The sequence below is a fragment of the Microbulbifer sp. ABF4_148 genome, from assembly GCF_056158985.1.
This window is the reverse complement of the sequence record NZ_JBSWUI010000001.1, coordinates 281,310-303,128: the sequence shown is the minus strand read 5'-3', so window position 1 is coordinate 303,128 and position 21,819 is coordinate 281,310. Positions and strand designations below refer to the sequence as shown.

The window sequence follows — 21,819 nt, the reverse complement described above, 5'->3', positions numbered from 1 at the left end:
AAAATCTGGACGGATGCAGGTTGTTATTCGTTTTCGAGGCTATTGCGCAGGTGCAGGAAGCTATCCATGCGCCGCTGACTGATATCGCCTCTGGCCAGTGCTGCGTTGATGGCGCAGCCCGGTTCCTGCTGGTGTCGGCAATCGCGAAAACGGCAGTGTCCGATAAACGGGCGGAACTCAACATAGCCTTCCAGCAACTGATCCTCGCTCATGTGCCAGATACCGAATTCTCGAATGCCTGGCGAGTCTATCAGATCTCCGCCGCCGGGCAGGTGAAACAACTCGGCAGCAGTAGTGGTGTGCGTGCCTTTGCCCGTTGCCTCCGAAAGTGCGCCGGTGCGAGCGCCGGCTTCTGGCAGCAGCGCGTTGACCAGCGATGATTTCCCCACACCGGATTGCCCGACAAATACGCTCGCGCCCTGCGCGAGTGTGGCCAGTAATTCCGGCAGGCCGTCTCCGGTTTTGGTGGAGAGGTGCAGTACCGGGTAGCCGAGCCCGGGATAGGGCGCGAGCAGCTCTTCCAGTGCTTGCCGGTTGTCGTCGTTAATCAGGTCAGTTTTATTGAGTAATAACAGCGGAGCAATGCCGGTGCATTCGGCGGCGACCAGATAGCGGTCAATCGCATTGGCGAAGGGCTCCGGGTAAGGCGCAATAACCACGACAACGCGGTCGATATTGGCGGCGACGGTCTTGAGGTCGCCATAGCGGTCCGGTCTTTGCAGTTCCGAATGGCGCGCCAGGCGCGCACCTACCACGCCATAGCCACCCGTACTTTCGCTGATGGACGGGCGCCACGCGACCCGGTCACCGGTGACGAGGGTGTCGATATTGGCGCGGAGGTGACAACGTTGTCGAAGTTCCTCGTCGGCGAGGCTCTCCACCAAAACCTGAGTGCCGTAGTTTGCGATGACCAGCCCGGTTTGCTCGGGGCCCAGATCCCCCTCTTCCAGGGAGTGTTCGGCCTTGTCCGCGCGCTTGCGCGCACGCGCCTCGCGTTCCTGCTGGATTTTGGCAATTCGCCATTGCTGGCGCCGGTTCAGTTTGCGTTTACTCATCGGGTCCGATCGGTGGGCGATTCGCCGCGGATTATAGCCCGCTCAGCGGGCGCTACGCCTTATTCATCGAATTTTTGCCGGATCATCGGTGCGTGGGGCTTGCATCGCTGCGTCGATACGGTACTTTGCGGCTAAAGCTTGGAGGCACATCGTGGACCAGAACAACCTGATCTGGATCGACCTGGAAATGACTGGTCTGGATCCGGAAAAAGAGCGCATCATTGAGATCGCCACAATTGTTACCGACTCGCGGCTGAATATTCTTGCCGAGGGGCCGACCATGGCGGTGCACCAGAGTGATGCGTTGCTGGCCGCCATGGATGACTGGAATACCGAGCAGCATGGCGGTTCCGGTCTGGTTAAGCGCGTGCGTGAATCCAATGTGAGCGAGCGCCAGGCGGAGCGCGAGACCATTGATTTCCTCCGTCAGTGGGTGCCGGAGGGGGCTTCCCCGATGTGTGGTAACTCCATCGGGCAGGATCGCCGTTTTCTGGTGAAGTACATGCCGCAATTGGAGGCTTACTTCCACTATCGCAATCTCGATGTCAGTTCAGTCAAGGAATTGGCGCGACGCTGGCGGCCCGATGTGCTCGAAGGTGTGAAAAAGCACAGCAGCCATCTGGCCCTCGATGACATTCGTGATTCCATCAATGAGCTGTGCCACTACCGCGAACACTTTTTCCGTATGGAGTAAGTGCGCTACTGATCCGGGTCGCGCGCAGGCCGCTTGATCTTGCGCCGGCGTCGCCGGCCACTCTGCAGTCGCGCGATGGCCCAGTGGATATGCTCGGCCAGCATCGCCGATGCGCCGCTCAGGCGCTGGTTGAGCGCATGTATCAGTTCTTCGGTTTGCGCCGCTGGCAAATCGGCATTGCCCAGGGCTACGGCCAGATTGCGCTGCCAGCGCTCGTAGCCAATGCGGCGGATTGCAGAGCCGGCGGTCTTCCGCAAAAACTCCTCTTCGCTCCAGCCGAACAGTGTGAGTAATGCGCTGTCGTCGAGTTGGTGCCGTGGGCGAAAGTCATCCTCCGCGGTGGGGCTGGCAAATTTGTTCCAGGGACAAATCACCTGGCAATCGTCGCAGCCAAACACCCGATTACCCATTGCCTCGCGAAATTCCTCCGGAATCGGTCCCGGGTTCTCGATGGTCAGGTAAGAGATGCAGCGTCGCGCGTCGAGCTGATAGGGGCCGACAAACGCGTCGGTGGGGCAGACCTTGAGGCAAGCGGTGCACTCGCCGCACTGGTTGGACTGTTCGCTGTGATCCACAGGCAGCGCTAAATTGGTATAGATTTCCCCGAGGAAAAACCAGGAGCCGGCGGTGCTGTTCAGCAGCATGCAGTTTTTCCCGATCCAGCCGAGCCCGGCTTTTTCTGCCAGGGCGCGCTCCATGACCGGGGCGCTGTCGGTAAAGGCGCGCCCCTGCGCGGCCAGGTTGTGTTCGTCGCAGTAGCCTTCAATCTGCGCGGCGAGCCGTGCCAGGCGCTTGCGAATGAGTTTGTGGTAGTCGCGTCCTGTGGCATAGCGAGAAACGTAGGCTCTGGAGGAATCCTTGAGCACGCGCACAGGTTCGGTATCCGGCGGCAGGTAGTCGAGGCGGACGCTGATCACCCTGAGGGTGCCGGGTTCCAGCAGTGCCGGTGTCCAGCGCTTGGCGCCGTGGGTGCCCATCCAGGCCATTTCGCCGTTGTAACCGGCCGTCAGCCATTTCTGCAGGTGGGCCCCGTGTTCCTCCAGGTTGCAGTCGGTGATGCCCACTTGCTGGAAGCCGAGCTCCCGTCCCCAGACCTTAATGAGGTCTGCGAGCGCCTGCAGTGGATCGTTGGGCGGATTGTGGGGATTGCGGGATACCAATTGTCTGTTCCAATGCCAGAAGCGTGGCCAGGCTTGTCTGGAGAGCCGGCAACAAATTGCGCGCCTGCGCGGGTATACTTGCGCGCAGCGATATCGATCATCGCGCGCAGGTAGGCGCGGCTATTTTGCCACAGTTTAAAAAATGACCATACACGGAAGCCGAATGGAAATCCCCCAGCCTCTGTATAGCGCCGCCAGTGTGCGCGCGCTGGATCAGCACACCATCGCCGCTCTCAAAATCCCGTCGCTGGCCCTGATGAAACGTGCTGGCCGCGCAGCTTTTGTTCAGCTGCAGCAGCGCTGGCCGGAAGTGAGTCGTCTACAGGTGTTCTGCGGTGGTGGTAACAACGGCGGGGACGGTTACGTGATTGCCGGCCTTGCGGCGCAGCGGCAAATTCCCGTGACGGTCTATGCCTGCATTGATCCGGGCAAGCTCAGCGGTGATGCGCTGGAGGCCTATCGCTATGCGGAGCGCGAGGGCGCCCAGATTGTGACCTCGCTCGCCGCGATGGACGCTGCGGACGCGGCCACCGTGACGGTGGATGCGCTGCTCGGCACCGGTTTTAGTGGCGAGCTGCGCGACCCGATTGCGCCGGCCATTGAGCGCATCAACAAAACCAGCGGTCCGGTGCTGGCGGTGGATATTCCCTCGGGGGTACATGCGGATACCGGCGCGGCGGATCAGGCCGTGGATGCGGATGTCACAGTCACCTTTATCGGCCGCAAGCTCGGCCTGTATGCCGGGCGCGGCGGGGCACTGTCGGGGGAGGTTGTGTTTGACGGGCTTGGCGCGCCGGAATCGGTGTACCTCGAAGAGACACCGTTGGCCCAGCGTTACTGCGGCGATAGTATCGAACGCCTGCCGCAACGTGCGGCTGACAGCTACAAGACCCAGTTTGGCCACGTGCTGGTGGTCGGTGGCGACCGGGGGTTTGGCGGTGCGGCAATGATGGCCGCCGAGGCAGCCGCGCGCACCGGTGCCGGTTTGGTTTCCCTGGCGACCCGTCCCGAGCACCTGCCGGCGGTGCTGACCCGTTGTCCCGAGGTGATGGCGCATCCAGTGATCTCCGGTCAGGAGCTGGAGCCGCTGGTGGAAGGACCGAGTGTGATCGCAGTGGGTCCGGGGCTCGGCCGTGATCCCTGGGGGGAACAGTTGCTGGCGCGCGCTGCGCGTGCCGAGGTGCCGGTAGTACTCGACGCCGATGCGCTGAATATTCTCGCCGGGGGGCGTGTCCTCGCGGGGATGCAGCGTCCGGACTGGGTGATGACGCCACACATCGGTGAGGCTGCCCGCTTGCTGCAATGCGATATTGAAGATGTGAAAGCCGACCCGCGCGCGGCCGCGCAGGCTATTCAGGCTAAATTCAGCGGGGTGGTGATACTCAAAGGTGTCGGCACCCTGATTGCTTCGGACAGTGGTGTTGACCTGATCAACGCCGGTAATCCGGGCATGGCCTCCGGTGGCATGGGGGATCTGCTCACCGGTGTTCTGGCGGGATTGTTGGCGCAGGGCTTGTCCCCGATAAAGGCGGCGCGACTGGCGGTCTGGCTGCATGGGACTGCGGCGGATCGCGCAGCGGCGGATGGCCAGCGCGGGTTGCTGGCGACGGATTTGCTGCCCTGGGTACGCAAACTGGTAGATTGAAACGTTGATGGTCGTGGGTGAATGAAACACTGGCAACTGGAACTCGCTGATGAGCAGGCCACCGTGGCAGCGGGGGAGACCCTCGGTCGTGCGGCGCTGGCGAGTGGTCTGACACGCGGTTTCACGGTGTACCTGGACGGACAACTCGGTGCAGGCAAGACGACCTTCTGTCGCGGTGTGCTGCGCGCCTTTGGTCATCAGGGGGCGGTCAAAAGTCCGACCTATACGCTAGTGGAGCCCTATGAGATGGGTGCATACAGCGTCTATCACTTTGACCTGTATCGGCTGGGTGACCCAGAAGAACTGGAATTTATGGGCGTCCGGGATTACTTCGCCCCGGGTTGCCTGAGCCTGGTCGAGTGGCCCGAGCGCGGTGACGGCGTCCTGCCGGTGGCGGACCTCCAGGTTCGTTTGGAGGTGCCATTGGCCGGTCGCGTGTTGCACGTCGAGGCTGGCTCGGAACGGGGTGAGGCGGTGCTGGATGCATTTCGGCAGTTGCAACAGTAGGGCACAATGGGCGGGCTACGCGTGAACAATAACAACGGACGGGGCATGTTTATGAATCGCTACTGGCGACTGTTTCTCTGCCTTGTGCTCGCGCTGCCGGGTGTTCCGGCGCTGGCGACGGACGTCGAGAGCGTGCGGTTGTGGCGTGCGCCGGATCATACCCGCCTGGTGTTTGACCTGAGTGGGCCGGCGGAGCACAAGCTGTTTACCCTCAGTCAGCCACATCGTGTTGTCATTGATGTGAGTGACGCGCGCCTGGCCGCCAGCCTGGACCAACTGGTGCTGGAAAATACCCCGATTCGCCAGGTGCGCTATGCGCGCCAGAACAAAGATGACCTGCGCGTGGTGCTGGATCTCAAACAGCAGGTGAATCCGCGCAGTTTTGCCCTGAAGCACCACCAGGAGTTGCCCGATCGCCTGGTGATCGACCTCTACGACAAGGTCGAGACCCAGGAAAAAACACTGCAGACGGTCAGTCGTGAGCGCGATGTGGTCATTGCCATCGACGCCGGGCATGGCGGGGAAGATCCTGGGGCGCTCGGTCCGGGTGGCCTGCGCGAGAAAGACGTGGTGTTGGCCATCAGTCGCCAGCTGAAAAAAAGTATCGACGCACGTCGCGGCTTCACCGCCAAACTGGTCCGCACCGGGGACTATTACATCCCCCTGCGTGGGCGCGTCAAAAAGAGCCGTGCCATGCGCGCCGACCTGTTTGTGTCTGTCCATGCAGACGCGTTTACCCGCAAGGATGCCCGGGGCGCCGGTGTGTATGCGGTTTCCTCCCGCGGTGCGACCAGTGAAACTGCACGATTCCTCGCCCAGCGGGAAAATGAGTCCGACTTGATCGGGGGTGACGGTGGCCTCAGCCTGGATGACAAAGACGATACCCTGGCTGGTGTGTTGCTGGATCTGTCGATGACGGCGACCATGAATGACAGTCTGGAGGTCGGGGCAAATGTCCTCAATGCCATCGGCAAAGTGACCCATCTGCATAAGAAGCAGGTGGAACAGGCCAACTTCTCGGTGCTGCGTTCGCCGGATGTCCCCTCCATCCTGGTGGAAACCGGGTTTATTACCAATCCGCAGGAAGCGCGGCGCCTGCGCGATCCCGCTTTCCAGCGCAAGATGGCGCAGCAGATCAGTGACGGCATTGTGGCGCATTTCAACAGCCGCCCTCCCGCCGGTACCTGGCTCGCCGCCAATCGCGATCGCGCGCCCCAGAACTACACCATTGTTCGCGGCGACACCCTGTCGGCGATTGCCGCGCGCTATAACGTATCCGTCGCCAAACTGAAGGCGGTCAATGGTATGCGTAATTCCGTGATCCGTGTCGGCCAGACGCTGACCATTCCATCCGGCTGAATCCATTTTTCAGGGCCGGCACGGGCCGGCGAGTTGTAAAGCTATGCACGATAAAATCCAGCAATTGTCCCCCAGGCTGGCCAACCAGATCGCGGCCGGTGAGGTGGTCGAGCGCCCGGCATCCGTGATCAAGGAGTTGCTGGAAAACAGTCTCGATGCGGGTGCAACGCGGCTGGAAGTGGATATCGACAATGGCGGCATCAAGCGCATCAAGGTGCGCGATAACGGCAAGGGCATAAGCCAGGAGGATTTGCCACTGGCGCTGGCCCGCCATGCCACCTCGAAGATCCATGCGCTGGAGGACCTCGAGGCAGTCGCCACGCTCGGTTTTCGCGGCGAGGCACTGGCGAGTATTTCCTCCGTTGCGCGGCTGGCACTGACCAGTAGTCGCGACGAATCTGGCAAGGGCTGGCAGGTGAGCGCCGAAGGCCGGGATATGCAGGCGCAGGTTGTGCCGGCGGCACACCCGCGTGGCACGACGGTGGACGTGCGTGACCTGTTCTTCAACACGCCGGCACGGCGCAAGTTCCTGCGCACGGAAAAGACCGAATTCAATCGTGTCGATGAAACCATCAAGCGGCTGGCGCTCTCCCATTTCGAGGTTTCGATCAGCTTGCGACACAACGGCAAGAGTGTGCACAACCTGCGTGCCGGTAGCAGTCGGGTGGAAATGGAGCGGCGCGTCGCACAGGTCTGCGGCCCGGCATTTATGCAAAACGCCCTGCATATCGATGTGGAGCGCAGCGGCTTGCGTCTGTGGGGGTGGGTGGCTGAGCCGGCCTTCTCCCGTTCCCAGGCGGACCTGCAATTCTTTTATGTCAACGGCCGTGCGATTCGCGACAAGGTGGTGAGCCACGCTGTGCGGCGGGCCTTCGCCGACGTGCTTTACCACGGCCGCCACCCGGCATTCGTGCTCTATCTGGAACTGGATCCGGCTTCAGTCGATGTGAACGTGCACCCGACCAAGCATGAAGTGCGTTTTCGGGATGGCCGGCTGGTGCACGACTTCCTGTTCGGCAGTTTGCATCGGGCCCTGGCATCGGTTCGCCCCGGCGACCGCTCCGGGTCCGAGGAGGGCGCGCCTCTGGAGCCGACGCCGGCGCCGCAGGTGAGCGGTGTGCAGGCGGGCGAATTCGGCGGCCAGGGCAGCATACCCCTTGCGCCGACGCGGGAGCCCGCGGCTTCCCCGGGGGGGTACCAGCCGTCGGTGCCTTCTCTCAATGTGCCCGCACAAATGGCCGGCTACGGGCAGCTGCACCAGCCGGCGGCGGCGCCTGGTGTCGCCGAGTCAGCGGCGATGGCCGGCGCGCTGGACGACAAGCCTGCTGAAGGGGATGCCCCTCCATTGGGATATGCGATGGCGCAGCTGCACGGTATTTATATTCTGGCGCAGAATAGTCATGGCCTGATCGTGGTCGACATGCACGCGGCCCACGAGCGCATTGTCTATGAGCAGATGAAAGCCGCCCATGCGGCGGGCGGTATCCAGGCGCAGCCGTTGCTGGTACCGGTGAGCCTGGCGGTGAGCCAGCGCGAAGCGGACTGCTTTGAGGAGCGCAGTGAAGTGTTTACGGCGCTGGGTTTTGTATTGCAGCGGGCGGGCCCGGAAACTTTACTGGTACGACAGGTGCCGACGATGCTTCACGGTGCCGAGGTCGAGCAGCTGGTGCGCGATGTCCTCGCTGACCTGCTGGCGCAGGGCGGCAGTGACCGGATTGGCGAGCGCATCAACGAGGTGCTGGGTACCATGGCCTGTCATGGGTCGGTGCGGGCGAATCGCAAACTCACCGTTCCCGAAATGAACGCGCTACTCCGCGACATGGAGCGGACCGAGCGCAGTGGCCAGTGTAACCACGGCCGCCCGACCTGGACCCAGGTCACCCTCGCCGATATGGATAAGTGGTTTATGCGGGGCCAGTGAGCAGGCCACCCGAGGATATCCAAGTTTGAACCAGTCAGCTGATGGCGCCGGGCCGGCCGCGTCGACAGAGAGCAAGCCGCACGCGATTTTCCTGATGGGCCCCACGGCCTCGGGAAAGACTGACCTCGCGATGGCGATCGCCGACCATCTGCCCGTGGAGCTGGTCAGCGTCGATTCCGCGCTGGTGTACCGAGGGCTCGATATCGGTTCCGCCAAGCCCAGTCCCGCGGAACTTGCACGCTATCCCCACCGTCTTATTGATATCTGCGATCCTGCGGAAGCGTATTCCGCCGGGCAGTTTCGCCGCGATGCGCTCGCGGCGATGGCCGAGATCTCGGCCGCTGGCCGGATCCCGCTGCTGGTGGGAGGGACCATGCTGTACTTCCGCACGCTGCTGGAGGGAATGGCTGATTTGCCCTCGGCAGATCCGCAAATACGCGCCGAGATTGAAGCGCGCGCGCAACGGGAGGGTTGGCCGACATTGCATCGGGAGTTGGCGCGCGTGGATCCCGAGCTGGCTGCCGAGCTCCATCCGAACCACTCGGCCCGTATTGAACGGGGTCTGGAGGTCTACCGGATTACCGGGCGCCCCCTGTCGGCGCTGCGCCAGGAGCAGGGTGGCGAGTCTGTGCGCGATCACTATGACGTCATCCAGCTGGCACTGGTGCCAGCCGACCGGCAACTGTTGCACGAGCGAATTGCTTTGCGCTTTCAGCGCATGCTGGAGCAGGGCTTTATCGAGGAGGTGCGCGGGCTGCGTGCCCGTGGCGACCTCCACGAGGACCTGCCGGCGATCCGTGCGGTCGGCTATCGCCAGGTCTGGCAGTACCTCGAGGGAGAGCTGGACTACGATGCGATGGTGGAGGCGGGCGTTGCCGCGACCCGCCAGCTGGCCAAGCGGCAGTTGACCTGGCTGCGCCGCTGGGCCGGGCTGACGCGTATTTGCACGCAGGATTCACGCGGCACGCCGCGCAAAATTGACGATTTATTGGCTGAAGCCTTGAAATTTCTGCCTTGAGCAGCCATAACGTCTGTGGGTAACCAAAGGGGGCCCATTCAGTCAGTTTTTACTGGGTACGGATTTTCGTCCCAACTTTATAACGCGTATTCAACCGTTATCGTCTTTTAGCCCGCGGAGTTCGCGAGCGCGGTGGCGGCCTGCATACGGCTTTCAGCTTTTGACAAGGAGAAAAAAGATGTCAAAAGGGCACAGCTTACAAGACCCTTACCTCAACGTTTTGCGCAAAGAGCGAATCCCGGTTTCTATCTATCTCGTAAATGGCATCAAGCTCCAGGGACAGATCGAGTCTTTTGACCAGTTCGTGGTGTTACTGAAAAACACCGTAAGCCAGATGGTATACAAGCACGCCATTTCCACCGTTGTGCCTTCCCGGGCGGTGCGCGTGCCGCTGCTAAACCCGGCTGCGCAACAGGGCGCTGGCGGTGAAGGTGGCGAAGGCGAAAGCTTCTCCTGAGGAAGATCGCGCGGATCGCAAATTCAAAGCCCCGGTTTACCGGGGCTTTTGCCCTGGGGGCGATATACCCCGGGTTGCTGTACACGTCTTTGCGGGGCTGCTTCGGTACCCCCAGCTACGCATGAGAAATCCCTTTGTTTTTTGATCGACCCGAGTCCGGTGAGCTGGCAGTGCTGGTGCACCTTGAACTATCTGCCATCGATAGCCCTGAGGATCCCCGAGAGTTTGAAGAATTGGCCCTCTCTGCTGGTGCCGATCCGGTAGCGTTTGTATTTGGCCAACGCGCCACGCCAGATCCAAAGACCTTCGTGGGACGCGGCAAGCTTGAGGAAATCCAGGGGCAGGTCAAAGAGCATGGCGCTGAACTGGTCATTTTTGACCATACCCTCTCCCCCAGCCAGGAGCGCAATGTCGAGCGCGAACTGCACTGTCGGGTGCTGGATCGCACCGGTCTGATCCTGGATATCTTTGCCCAGCGGGCCAGGACCCATGAGGGTAAGCTGCAGGTTGAGTTGGCACAGCTGCGTCATATGTCCACACGCCTCGTAAGGGGATGGACCCACCTGGAGCGCCAGAAGGGCGGTATCGGCCTGCGCGGCCCCGGTGAGACCCAGCTGGAAACGGACCGTCGATTGCTGCGGGCGCGTATTGATTCGATCGAAAAACGATTGGATAAAGTACGGCGCCAGCGAGAGCAGGGGCGCCGCGCGCGCTCCCGCGCAGAGGTCGCGACGGTGTCGCTGGTGGGCTACACGAACGCTGGTAAGTCCACTTTATTCAACCGGATCACCGATGCCGGCGTATATGTCAGGGACCAGTTGTTCGCCACACTGGATCCGACCATGCGCCGGGTAGAGCTGCCGAGTGTCGGCGCAATGGTGTTGGCCGATACGGTGGGGTTCGTCTCCCACTTGCCACACCGCCTGGTGGAGGCGTTCCGTGCAACCCTGGAAGAGGCGGCCAATGCCACCTTGTTGTTGCATGTGGTTGACGCTGCGGCAGACGATCGGCTGCATTTACAGGAAGAAGTGCAGTTGGTGCTGGAAGAGATCGGTGCCGCCGAGTTGCCCCAGCTGATGGTGTATAACAAGATTGACCTGTTGCAGGATCGCGAGCCGGGGATTGACCGCAATGCCGACGGCGTGCCGGTTGGCGTGTGGTTGTCTGCTGCGACGGGTGCCGGTTGTGACCTGTTGATCGAGGCCATTGCTGAGCGCCTCGGAGAGCAGATGGTGCGGGGGTTCCTGACATTGAAGCCCGCCCAGGCGCGCTTGCGCGCGCAGTTGTACGAAATTAATGCCGTGCAGCAGGAAGCATATGCTGACAATGGCGACTGCACACTGCAGCTGTTGTTACCCCGGAGTGATTTCCAGCGTTTGCTGGCACCGTTCGGGGAAGGAGACGACAGGCCGCAGTGGCAAGTGACAGAGTGACGGCAGTCGGGGGCAGAAGAGTGCTAAAATCCCGCCTCGGGGAAGCGCTTTTCGCCCGTCGAGCGAAGTGCCGCAGATAACAGTTCCCAAATTCACGCAGACAGTTGGAGTAGATCGATGGCCTGGAACGAACCGGGTGGTAATAACAAAGATCCCTGGGGCGGTGGTAACCGCAACAATGATGGCCCGCCGGACCTGGATGAGCTTTTACGCAAGCTTCAGGCAAAGCTGAGCGGTTTGTTTGGTGGTTCGGGTGGTGGTGCCAGCGCCGGGCAGTCTGGCGGTAGTTTCCCCTGGACAGTGGTGCTGGTGGTCGCTGCCGTACTGTATGGTTTGCTTGGCTTCTATCAGGTCAATGCCAACGAATCCGCGGTGATCATGCGCCTCGGTAAGTATCACGACACCAAGATGGCCGGTCTGCACTGGCGCCCGTTGTTTATCGATAGCAAAGATATCGTCAACATGACCGAGGTACGGACTGAGCGTACCACCGGGCAGATGCTGACCGAAGACGCGAGCATTGTGGATGTGGTACTGCAGGTTCAGTGGCATGTGGACGATGCAGAGTCCTACGTATTGCGTGTACGCGACCCGCTCAAGAGCCTGCAACAGGCCACGGACAGCGCCCTGCGCCATGTGGTGGGTTCCACCAGTTTGAATGGCGTTATCTCGCAGAATCGTACCCAGGTATCCGCAGATACGCAGGAGCGCCTGCAGGAGTACCTCGACCTCTATCAGACCGGTATCCGGGTTGATGTGGTGAACCTCACTGATGCCAAGGCCCCGCGCGAAGTGCAGGACGCGTTTGATGACGTGGTGCGAGCTCGGGAAGATGAGGTGCGTTTGCAGAATGAAGCACAGGCATACTCCAACCAGGTGATCCCGGTGGCCCGCGGTCAGGCGCAGCGCATGCTGGAAGAGGCGGAAGCTTACAAGTCCCGCGTCGTCGAAAGTGCCCGCGGTGAGGCGGCTCGCTTCGATAAGCTGCTGGCCGAGTACGAGCGTGCGCCGGAAGTGACCCGCGAGCGCCTGTACCTCGATGCTGTACAGGATGTGATGTCCAACTCCTCCAAGGTCATGCTCGACGTCGAGGGCGGCAATAACATGATGTATCTGCCGCTGGATCGGATGACCCAGCAAAGTACCCAGCGCGCGGCACCGAGTGTTGAAGCCGGTTCGAATGTCGTGGATGAGGTGTACCAGCGCGTGGTCGACCGCCTGCGCCAGGAAGCCGCCAATAACCGTCGCGCCCGCGAAGTACGCTGAGGGAGGTGAAGCATGAATAACAAATCCATGATTATCGTTGCGGCCGCTGTACTGGGTGTGCTGGTCTTTGCCTCCAGTGCCTTTGTGGTCAAGGAAACCGAGAAAGCAGTCTTGCTGCGCTTTGGTGAGCTGGTGCGCGCCGACTATACGCCGGGGCTGTATTTCAAGATTCCGCTGGTGCATGAACTGCGTAAATTCGATGCGCGTATCCAGACCGTGGACTCACAGCCGGTACGGATGCTGAACAGCGAAAACAAGTTCATGATGGTGGACTCTTTCGCCAAGTTCCGTATTTCCGATGTCAGCCGCTACTACATCGCCACCCGTGGTGACGAGCGCAATGCGGTGCGACTGTTGTCGGAACAGGTCAATAACCGCCTGCGGAACCAGTTTGGTGTGCGCGATCTGCACGAGGTGGTCAGTGGCCAGCGCGATGAGTTGATGGCCGAGATCACCAAGAACCTGAACGAGGCTGCGCAAAAAAGCCTGGGGGTGGATGTGATTGACGTCCGCGTCAAGCGGATCGATCTGCCACCGGAAGTATCCGAATCGGTGTTCCAGCGGATGCGTGCCGGCCGAGAGCTGGAGGCACGTGACCATCGCGCCAAGGGCCAGGAAGCCAGTGAGCGGATTCGTGCCAACGCCGATCGCCAGAAAGTGGTGATTGAGGCCGAAGCCTATCGTAAAGCCGAAGAGCTGCGCGGTTCCGGTGATGCGGAAGCAGCGGCGATCTATGCCAATGCCTTCAACAAGAACCCGGAGTTCTACAGCTTTACCCGGAGTCTGCAGGCCTATCGCGAGAGCTTCCAGGACCAGTCGATGCTGGTGGTCGACCCGGACAGCGAGTTCTTCCGTTACCTGAAAGATCCCAAGGGCCAGTAAGGCCGGGTCGCGCGATTGGCGGGCCGCGTGAGCGGCCCCTACCGCTGCGCGGCCACTTAGTGGTAAAATCACGCAAACCGGGCGCCGCCCGGTTTTTTTGTGCGACCGCATCCGGGTTCATCCGGGCGGTTACTGTCCTGGAAAGCACCTGATTTAACCATGAGCCGAGCCGATCGCTGGATGCTGCCCGAGGGCATTGCGGAAATCCTTCCCGCCGATGCCAAGCAGATAGAAACCCTGCGCCGAGACCTTCTGGACCTGTACCATCACTGGGGCTATGAGCTGGTGATACCGCCAATGGTGGAATTTACCGATTCTCTCCTGATTGGCATGGGCCGGGATATCGAGCTGAGCACCTTTAAGGTTACCGACCAGTTGAGTGGTCGCACCCTGGGTATCCGCGCGGATATCACGCCGCAGACCGCGCGCATCGATGCCCACAGTTTCCCCCGTTCCGGTGCCAACCGCCTGTGCTATGCCGGACAGGTTCTGCACACCCGGCCACGTACAGCGATGGGGTCCCGCGCGCCGATCCAGGTGGGTGCCGAGCTATACGGTGTGCCCGGCCTGGAAGCCGACATCGAAGTCATCTCCCTGATGCTGGAGAGCCTGGATTGCGCTGGCGTAAAGCACATTCACCTGGACCTCGGCCATGTAGCCATTTATCGCAGCCTGGCTGAAGCCGCTGGCCTCGACAGTGACCAGCAGCAGGAGCTGTTCGCGTTGTTGCAGAGCAAGGCCAGTGCCGATGTCAGCCGCTGGGTCGAATGCAATGTCGAGAATGAGGCTGCAGCCACCTGGCTGCGCGCGCTGCCAAAACTGGCTGGCGATGAGGCCTGTCTCCAGCACGCTCGCGAAGCCTTTAGTGGTGCTCCCGCGCCCCTGTTGCAGGCACTCGATGACCTGCAGCGTGTCGCCGCGGCACTCTCCCGCCGTTATCCTGCGGTTGAGCTCTTTTTCGACCTCAGCGAGGTGCGCGGTTACGACTACGAAACAGGGCTCGTCTTTGCCGCCTATACCCCCGGACACGGCCAGGCGCTGGCCAACGGCGGTCGCTATAACGGTATTGGCGCAGTGTTCGGCCGAGATCGAGCTGCCACCGGTTTCAGTAGCGACCTGGTGGCGCTGAACACTCTGGGGCGCGGTATCCGGCCCGAGCCCGGTGCGGTGCTGGCGCCCGCCCAGGAAGACGATGCGCTCTGGCAAAAGGTCAGCGAATTGCGCAACAGAGGCGAGGTGGTGGTGTTTGACCTGAGTGGAGACACCTCACAGGAGCTGCGCGATCGCTGTGATCGCGAGTTGGTGCGCCAGGGTGACGACTGGATTTTACGTCCGCTCTCCTGAGCGGTTCCTCAATAGCTAAGATTTACTGAGTTAACAGCGAGAATTGCGCAAATGGGCAAGAATGTAGTGGTGCTGGGCACCCAGTGGGGCGACGAAGGCAAAGGCAAAATCGTCGACCTGCTGACCGAGAAGGTTTCTCTGGTAGTGCGTTTTCAGGGCGGCCACAACGCCGGTCATACCCTGGTCATTGACGGCGAAAAAACCGTCCTGCACCTGATTCCCTCCGGTATCCTGCGTCCTTCGGTGACCTGCCTGATCGGCAATGGTGTGGTGCTCTCCCCGGAAGCGCTGCTGAAGGAAATGGGTGATCTCGCTGAAAAGAATGTCCCGGTGCGCGATCGCCTGCGACTGTCTCCGGCCTGCCCGCTGATCCTGCCGGTGCACGTGGCCCTGGATCAGGCGCGCGAAAAAGCCCGCGGCTCGAAAGCCATTGGCACTACCGGCCGTGGCATCGGCCCTGCCTATGAAGACAAGGTTGCTCGTCGCGGATTGCGTCTGGGTGACCTGTGCAACTGGGACAGCTTCTGCGCCCAGCTGAAAGAGCTGCTCGAATATCACAACTTCGCTCTGACCGAGTACTACAAGGTAGATCCGGTCAGCTATGAAGAGACGCTCAAGGAAGCAGAAGTCTGGCGCGAACAGCTGGTACCGATGATCGCCGATGTGGCAGACATCCTGCACTGCGCGCGTGAGCGCGGCGACCACATCCTGTTCGAAGGCGCCCAGGGGTCTCTGCTGGATATCGATCACGGTACCTACCCGTTTGTGACCTCTTCCAACACCACCGCCGGCGGCACGGCGACCGGTTCTGGTTTTGGCCCCCTTTACCTGGATTATGTTTTGGGAATTACCAAGGCCTACACCACCCGCGTGGGTGGCGGTCCCTTCCCGACCGAGCTCGACTGCGAAGTCGGCCGTCACCTCGGCGAAAAGGGTCACGAGTTTGGCGCGACCACCGGTCGCCAGCGTCGTACCGGTTGGTTCGATGCCGTGGCAGTGCGCCACGCCATTCGCATCAACAGTATCTCGGGCCTGTGCCTGACCAAGCTGGACGTACTCGACGGTCTCGAGGAAGTGAAAATCTGCGTGGGTTACCGCAATAGTGCCGGTGAAGAAGTACCGGTGCCGTTCGATGCGGCGGGCTGGGAAGGTGTCGAGCCGGTGTACGAAAGTGTCCCTGGCTGGAGCGACAACACCTTTGGTGTGCGCCGCGAGGAAGACTTGCCGGCGAACGCGCGCGCTTACATTGCACGTATCGAAGAGCTGGTGGGGGCGCCAATCGATATTGTCTCGACGGGCCCCGACCGCAACGAGACCATCGTACGCGCCTCATCTGCATTGTGTGAGATGGGTATCCATAACCCCAGCGTGTAATGCCTGGTGGGCGGCCGGCACCCGTCGGTCGCCTCTCTCCACTCGTCTCTCCCTTCTCTCTTCCTCTCTATAGGTTTTTCCGGCGAACGGTAGATCGCGTTGTCTACGGTTGACGATTTCATTTATGACCCGTCCTCTCGGGGAGTGGATTGTTGGTCGCAAATGTTCATTGCGCTCAGTTTTTGAGCACTGCATGATAGGACTGAATTAACTCATTCAGTCACAATTTTGTGGTTGTTCACCGAAAACCCCTGCTCGAGGTCATCATGTCGGCTACTCCGTCCGAGACTGTTGAGGCGCGCCAGCCGCGCTATAGCTTTGCCGAGGAAATTGCCAACAGCGTCACCCATGGCATTGGTGCGGTGCTGGCCATCGCGGGGCTGGGTGTGTTGTGCGGTTTTGCCGCCCTGCGGGGCGATGCCTGGCATATCGTCAGCTGTGCCATTTACGCGGCGACGCTGATTCTCTGTTTTGGTGCCTCGACCCTGTACCACAGTATCAGCGAGCCCCGTGCCAAACAGGCATTGCGGACGCTGGACCATTCGTCGATCTTCCTGCTGATTGCCGGCAGCTACACGCCTTACACGCTGGTTACCCTGCGCGATGCGAGTTTTGCGCTAGGCTCCTGGGGTTGGTGGCTGTTCGGTTTGATCTGGGGGTTGGCGGTGTTGGGACTGGCGATCCAGTTTACCTCCCTGAAAAAGTACCGCGCCCTGTCGATCACCCTGAGTGCACTGATGGGCTGGGTGGTCGTATTGGCAACCCGTCCCCTGCTGGAGAACTTGCCTACGGGTGGCCTGTGGCTGCTGCTGGCTGGCGGTCTCTGTTATACCGGCGGGATCGTGTTCTACCTCTGGCGCAGCATGCCCTTTCATCATGCCATTTGGCATGTCTTTGTACTTGCCGGCGCGATCCTTCACTACTTCGCGGTATTGCTATACGTCATTCCCTGAACCGGGTGATGGCCGCTGACGGCCTGGTCCACAATTCGGGTTGGCAGTGGCGCACACTCCCGGCAATCGGGCTTTCCGTTTGCCGCAACTGGCTCTACCCTTGTGCGAGCATCCCAGAGTTCCAGGAGTTGCCATGTTTGGCTTGCCGCTGTTGTCGCGCCTGATTCCCATTTTGATGATCCCACTGCTCGCCGTCTGCGCACCGGTACTATCGGTTGCAGACACGCCCGACCCCGGCTTTGAGCGCTGGAAAAAAGACTTTCGCCAGACCGCATTGAAGCAGGGGATTTCCCCGGAGGTTTTCGACAAGGCATTTAAAGGGGTGGATTCGCCTGATCAGTGGGTGCTCGACAAGGCGAACTACCAGCCAGAGTTCAAGGCACCGGTCTGGCAGTATTTCGACAACCGGGTGCAGAAGCGCGCAGTGCAGCGAGGTCAGGCAAAGAAGAAAGAGTTGCATACCTGGCTCGACCGAATCGAGCAGCGCTTTGGTGTAGATCGCAATATCCTGCTGGCCATCTGGTCGATTGAATCCAGTTTTGGCGCCATTCTGGATAACGACAAAGTTATGCGCAGTGTGGTCCGCTCACTCGCAACCCTCGCTTATGCTGATCCCAAGCGCGCCAAGTTCGGTCGCCAGCAGTTGCTCGCGGCACTGAAAATTCTGCAAAGCGGTGATATCGACGAGGGGCACTTGACTGGTTCCTGGGCCGGGGCAATGGGTCACACACAATTTATCCCCACCAGTTATCAGGCTTATGCGGTGGATATGGATGGAGACGGCAAGCGGGATATTTGGAACTCCGTGCCCGACGCACTCGCTACCGCCGCTAACCTCCTCAAGCAGAATGGCTGGCGTACCGGTGAAACCTGGGGCTATGAAGTGACGATTCCCGATCGCAAGTTGCCCGGCGGCAAACTGAGTATCGCCGAGTGGGAAAAGCTCGGGGTGAAACGCGCCAATGGCAAACCTTTCCCGCGCACCAGCGATAAGGCCGAGCTGAAACTACCTGATGGTCGCAACGGCCCTGCCTTCCTGATGTTGAAGAACTTTTTTGTGATCAAGCGCTACAACAACTCCGACCGCTATGCGACCGCAGTGGGACTGCTGGCGGATCAGATTGGTGGTGGTAGCGGGTTGGTGAAAGACTGGTATCGTCCGTTTACCCCGATTAGTGGCAAGCAGGTCGAAGAGCTGCAGCGGTTGCTGAAGCAGAAGGGCTTCTATGACGGGGAGGTTGACGGCAAGGCTGGCCCGGCAACACGCAAGGCGATTGCGGCATTTGAAAAGAAAGCCGGACTGGAGGTGCAGGCTTTCCCCAGTAAGGAAGTGTTGGACAAGTTGCGCAAGCACAAGTAAATCGCGGTCGCGGCGATAAAACAAAAAAGGCCGACTCTCGAGAGTCGGCCTTTTTTATAAAGATGGTGCCCAGGAGAAGACTTGAACTTCCACGGCCTTGCGGCCACTAGCACCTGAAGCTAGCGCGTCTACCAATTCCGCCACCTGGGCAAAGCAACACGGTGTGCCGCTGAGGTGGCGCACTATAGAGAAATCCGTGTCAGAGTCAATTGTTGTTTGTGACTGGCTGCCCGGCCGGGACGGGGAGATTAAAGAAGCTGAGGGTCCCAGAACGAAAAAAGGCCGACTCTTGCGAGTCGGCCTTTCGGAATATGGTGCCCAGGAGAAGACTTGAACTTCCACGACCTTGCGGTCACTAGCACCTGAAGCTAGCGCGTCTACCAATTCCGCCACCTGGGCATTCAACAGCGTGTGCCGTTGAGGTCGCGAACTATAGAGATTTGGTCGGGGGGTGTCAACGGGCTCCTGCCGCTTTTTTCCACTTTGCCTTTGCCAGTCGGGAAATGCGCGGAAATCGCTTATACTGCCTGTCAGATGCGACCAAACCGCCGGTAATTGTCACGCCGGTATTCACCGACCCGCGTCGCAGAATCATTTTCCCGGGCCCGCCCCGGACGCCGCCGGCCAATAGGCGGCCCTTTCGACAACGGATGCTGTTTTGACCCAAAAGATACCCGCCAGCCACGCTGCCGACCCTCATGCCGCGCGCGAGGCGGAAAAATATGAAAAACCTGTACCCAGCCGCGAGTACCTGTTGCAGCTGCTGGAACAGCAGGGCGAACCTGTCGCCTGGGAAACGGTGGCGGATCTCCTCGCCATTGACGATGACGACCGGCGCGAGGGTGTTCGCCGCCGCCTGATTGCCATGTCCCGGGATGGCCAGATTGCCAGCAACCGGGCCGGCGACTTCGGTGTGCTGGAGAAAATGCACCTGGTGCGTGGTCGTGTCATCGGCCATCGCGATGGTTTTGGCTTCGTCTCCCCGGGCGACGGCAGTGACGACCTGTTCCTGTCCCACCGCCAGATGCGCAAAGTCTTTGACGGGGATGAAGTGCTGGTGCGCGAGACCCCCGGCGGTTATCGTGGCAAGCGCGAAGGCGCTGTCGTGCGCGTACTCAAGCACAATACTCAGCAGTTGGCCGGCAGGTTGTACCGCGAGAGCGGAATTTGCTTTGTCCGTCCCGATAACCCCCGCATCAATGTCGATATCATGGTGCCGGAAGACAAGACCGGCGACGCGGCCCATGGCCAATACGTGGTAGTGGATATCGTCACCCAGCCCAGCCGCGACAGCTTGCCGAAAGGTGAGGTGAGCGAGGTGCTCGGTGATCACCTGGCGCCGGGGATGGAAATTGATGTCGCCATCCGCAATTACGGTATTCCCCATATCTGGCCGGCAGCGCTGCAATCAGAAGTGGACGCCATCGCTGAAGAGGTGGAGGAAGAGGACAAGCTTGCCCGTGTCGATCTGCGCCCCCTGCCTCTGGTGACCATCGACGGGGAAGATGCGCGTGACTTTGACGATGCGGTTTACTGCGAGCTGACGCCGGATGGCGACTGGAGGCTGCTGGTTGCGATCGCTGATGTATCCCACTATGTGCGCCCGGGTACGGCACTGGATGAGGAAGCCCATAGTCGCGGCAACTCCGTGTACTTCCCGGACTTTGTTGTGCCGATGCTGCCGGAAAAACTGTCCAACGGGCTCTGCTCCCTGAACCCGGAGGTGGATCGCCTGTGTATGGTGTGTGAGATGCACATCGATCCCCAGGGTCAGATCCGCGACTTTCGTTTTTTCGAGGGTGTCATGCGCAGTCATGCGCGCCTGACCTATACCCAGGTTGGCGAGATGCTGGCGGAGCGGGACAACCGGGACAGCGGGTCGCGTAAACAGCATGCGGCACTGGTGCCCCATCTCGACAATCTGCACGATCTGTATCAAGCGTTGCGCGGTGCGCGCGATCGCCGCGGCGCCATCGACTTTGAAACCACAGAGACCCGTATTCTGTTTGATGCCGCGCGCAAAATTGAACGCATTGTGCCGGTGCAACGCAATGACGCGCACAAACTGATTGAAGAGTGCATGCTGGCCGCCAACGTGTGTGCAGCCCGAATGATGGAAAAGTCGGAGTTGCCTGCCCTCTACCGCGTTCACGACACGCCGAAAGAAGAAAAGCTTTCCAACCTGCGCGAATATCTCGGTGAGCTGGGCTTGCGCCTGGCGGGGGGCAGTGAGCCACAGCCGAAAGATTTCCAACTGTTGCTGGAGCAGGTAGAGGGGCGTGCGGATGCCCACATCATCCAGATGATGCTGCTGCGCTCGATGAATCAGGCGGTATATCAGCCGGAAAATCGCGGCCATTTTGGTCTCGATTACGACGCCTACGCGCACTTCACTTCACCGATTCGCCGTTACCCGGACCTGTTATTGCATCGTGCATTGCGCTGGCTGGTGCGCAATGGCAGCGCCAATGAAAGAGTTGTCATGCCGCATGTGCACAGTGTGGCCGGCGCCCGTGCTATCCCGCGCGAGGCCATCCTGCCCTACGACATGCCGGCGATGGTGCAGCTCGGCGAGCATTGCTCGATGACCGAGCGTCGCGCTGACGACGCGACCCGGGACGTCGTGAGCTGGCTCAAGTGTGAATACCTGCAGGATCACGTCGGCGAGGTTTACCCCGGCGTCATTAGTGCGGTGACCGGTTTCGGGCTATTCGTCGAGCTGGATGACCTCTATGTCGAGGGTCTGGTACATGTGACGGCGTTACCGAAGGACTACTACCACTTCGAACAGGCGCACCAGCGACTGGTCGGTGAGCGCTCCGGCAAGCGCTATCACATGGGAGATTCGGTGCAGGTCCAGGTGGCGCGTGTCGACCTGGAAGAGCGCAAGGTGGACTTCACCCTGGAATCTTTGCAGCCGCGGCCGGCGGTGACTTCTGTGAGTCCGCGGGCCATGGAGCTGGCGGTGGAGCATCAGCAGGAGCGCGAGCGTCGCGGTAAAAACCGGCGCGGCGACAGCGAAACCGATGCGCCAGAGAAGAAGAGTGGTCGTGCCGCCAAGAATCCTTGGCAGCAGCGGGGGGAGATAACGCCGCAACCGCGCCCTATTCGCAAGCGCAATGTCACCAGTGGTGAGACAGTTGAGGTAGAGATTGATGCCTCTGAGCGCGAGATTGAGACGGAGCGACGTCAGGAGGCGTCGACCGAGGAAGCGCCGCAACGCAAGCGTGGCCCGCGCCGCACACCAACGCGCAAGGGCGGCAAGCGACCTGCCGTAGCAGCGCGCAAGGCGGCACACAAGGCGGCAAAGGCAAAAGCCAAGAGTGCCAAGCCCAAGAGCAAGGCGCGCAAAAAGCACACCGCCGCCAAGGGCAGGAAGAAGAAATAAATC

The 21,819-nt window shown here is 60.7% G+C and carries 17 protein-coding genes and 2 tRNA genes; 15 read left to right on the top strand and 4 right to left on the bottom strand.

Annotation, left to right across the window (positions count from 1 at the left end):
• Positions 1-23 precede the first annotated feature (23 nt).
• Positions 24-1,055, bottom strand: coding sequence for a small ribosomal subunit biogenesis GTPase RsgA (gene rsgA, locus ACXAD0_RS01250; RefSeq protein WP_475086527.1), 1,032 nt, complete (start codon positions 1,053-1,055; stop codon positions 24-26).
• A gap of 151 nt (positions 1,056-1,206) precedes the next feature.
• On the opposite strand from rsgA, the gene orn reads away from it, so the two are divergent.
• Entirely contained in the window at positions 1,207-1,749 is a 543-nt protein-coding gene (gene orn / locus ACXAD0_RS01245) for an oligoribonuclease (protein WP_475086526.1), read from the top strand.
• Between the two features lie 5 nt (positions 1,750-1,754).
• On the opposite strand, the gene queG is transcribed toward orn, so the two are convergent.
• Positions 1,755-2,909, bottom strand: coding sequence for a tRNA epoxyqueuosine(34) reductase QueG (gene queG, locus ACXAD0_RS01240; protein WP_475086525.1), 1,155 nt, complete (start codon positions 2,907-2,909; stop codon positions 1,755-1,757).
• Between the two features lie 163 nt (positions 2,910-3,072).
• On the opposite strand from queG, the gene ACXAD0_RS01235 reads away from it, so the two are divergent.
• The 13 genes from ACXAD0_RS01235 to ACXAD0_RS01175 all read left to right on the top strand — a co-directional run bounded on the left by ACXAD0_RS01235 (position 3,073) and on the right by ACXAD0_RS01175 (position 18,428).
• Positions 3,073-4,554: an NAD(P)H-hydrate dehydratase gene (locus ACXAD0_RS01235; RefSeq protein WP_475086524.1), complete on the top strand. Its 1,482-nt coding sequence runs from the start codon at positions 3,073-3,075 to the stop codon at positions 4,552-4,554.
• 21 nt (positions 4,555-4,575) lie between these two features.
• Positions 4,576-5,061: a tRNA (adenosine(37)-N6)-threonylcarbamoyltransferase complex ATPase subunit type 1 TsaE gene (gene tsaE, locus ACXAD0_RS01230; RefSeq protein WP_475086523.1), complete on the top strand. Its 486-nt coding sequence runs from the start codon at positions 4,576-4,578 to the stop codon at positions 5,059-5,061.
• 51 nt (positions 5,062-5,112) lie between these two features.
• Positions 5,113-6,420: an N-acetylmuramoyl-L-alanine amidase gene (locus ACXAD0_RS01225; RefSeq protein ID WP_475090282.1), complete on the top strand. Its 1,308-nt coding sequence runs from the start codon at positions 5,113-5,115 to the stop codon at positions 6,418-6,420.
• A gap of 43 nt (positions 6,421-6,463) precedes the next feature.
• On the top strand, positions 6,464-8,341 hold the full coding sequence (mutL, locus tag ACXAD0_RS01220; RefSeq protein ID WP_475086522.1) for a DNA mismatch repair endonuclease MutL: 1,878 nt from the start codon (positions 6,464-6,466) through the stop codon (positions 8,339-8,341).
• Positions 8,342-8,435: 94 nt separating this feature from the next.
• Entirely contained in the window at positions 8,436-9,359 is a 924-nt protein-coding gene (gene miaA / locus ACXAD0_RS01215; protein ID WP_475090280.1) for a tRNA (adenosine(37)-N6)-dimethylallyltransferase MiaA, read from the top strand.
• 178 nt (positions 9,360-9,537) lie between these two features.
• Positions 9,538-9,816, top strand: a complete 279-nt coding sequence (gene hfq, locus ACXAD0_RS01210) for an RNA chaperone Hfq (protein ID WP_475086521.1) — start codon at positions 9,538-9,540, stop codon at positions 9,814-9,816.
• A 134-nt stretch (positions 9,817-9,950) separates the two neighbouring features.
• Positions 9,951-11,249 (top strand): ribosome rescue GTPase HflX, encoded by a 1,299-nt coding sequence (gene hflX / locus ACXAD0_RS01205; protein WP_475086520.1) that lies wholly within the window; start codon positions 9,951-9,953, stop codon positions 11,247-11,249.
• A 117-nt stretch (positions 11,250-11,366) separates the two neighbouring features.
• Positions 11,367-12,515 carry an FtsH protease activity modulator HflK gene (gene hflK, locus ACXAD0_RS01200; protein ID WP_475086519.1) on the top strand — a complete coding sequence of 383 codons (1,149 nt, stop codon included), beginning with the start codon at positions 11,367-11,369 and terminating at the stop codon, positions 12,513-12,515.
• A 12-nt stretch (positions 12,516-12,527) separates the two neighbouring features.
• Positions 12,528-13,397 (top strand): protease modulator HflC, encoded by an 870-nt coding sequence (gene hflC, locus ACXAD0_RS01195; protein ID WP_475086518.1) that lies wholly within the window; start codon positions 12,528-12,530, stop codon positions 13,395-13,397.
• 159 nt (positions 13,398-13,556) lie between these two features.
• On the top strand, positions 13,557-14,741 hold the full coding sequence (locus ACXAD0_RS01190; RefSeq protein ID WP_475086517.1) for an ATP phosphoribosyltransferase regulatory subunit: 1,185 nt from the start codon (positions 13,557-13,559) through the stop codon (positions 14,739-14,741).
• A gap of 51 nt (positions 14,742-14,792) precedes the next feature.
• Entirely contained in the window at positions 14,793-16,115 is a 1,323-nt protein-coding gene (locus ACXAD0_RS01185; protein ID WP_475086516.1) for an adenylosuccinate synthase, read from the top strand.
• Between the two features lie 266 nt (positions 16,116-16,381).
• Positions 16,382-17,068, top strand: coding sequence for a PAQR family membrane homeostasis protein TrhA (trhA, locus tag ACXAD0_RS01180; protein WP_475086515.1), 687 nt, complete (start codon positions 16,382-16,384; stop codon positions 17,066-17,068).
• Positions 17,069-17,201: 133 nt separating this feature from the next.
• Positions 17,202-18,428 carry a lytic murein transglycosylase gene (locus tag ACXAD0_RS01175; protein WP_475086514.1) on the top strand — a complete coding sequence of 409 codons (1,227 nt, stop codon included), beginning with the start codon at positions 17,202-17,204 and terminating at the stop codon, positions 18,426-18,428.
• A 63-nt stretch (positions 18,429-18,491) separates the two neighbouring features.
• On the opposite strand, the gene ACXAD0_RS01170 is transcribed toward ACXAD0_RS01175, so the two are convergent.
• Both ACXAD0_RS01170 and ACXAD0_RS01165 read right to left on the bottom strand, forming a co-directional pair.
• Positions 18,492-18,578: transfer RNA gene (locus tag ACXAD0_RS01170), tRNA-Leu, on the bottom strand.
• A 162-nt stretch (positions 18,579-18,740) separates the two neighbouring features.
• Positions 18,741-18,827: transfer RNA gene (locus tag ACXAD0_RS01165), tRNA-Leu, on the bottom strand.
• A 259-nt stretch (positions 18,828-19,086) separates the two neighbouring features.
• Between ACXAD0_RS01165 and rnr the strand changes: the two genes are divergently transcribed.
• The gene (rnr, locus tag ACXAD0_RS01160) at positions 19,087-21,816 is read left to right on the top strand and encodes a ribonuclease R (RefSeq protein ID WP_475086513.1); all 2,730 of its coding nucleotides are present in this window, start codon (positions 19,087-19,089) and stop codon (positions 21,814-21,816) included.
• Positions 21,817-21,819: the final 3 nt, after the last annotated feature.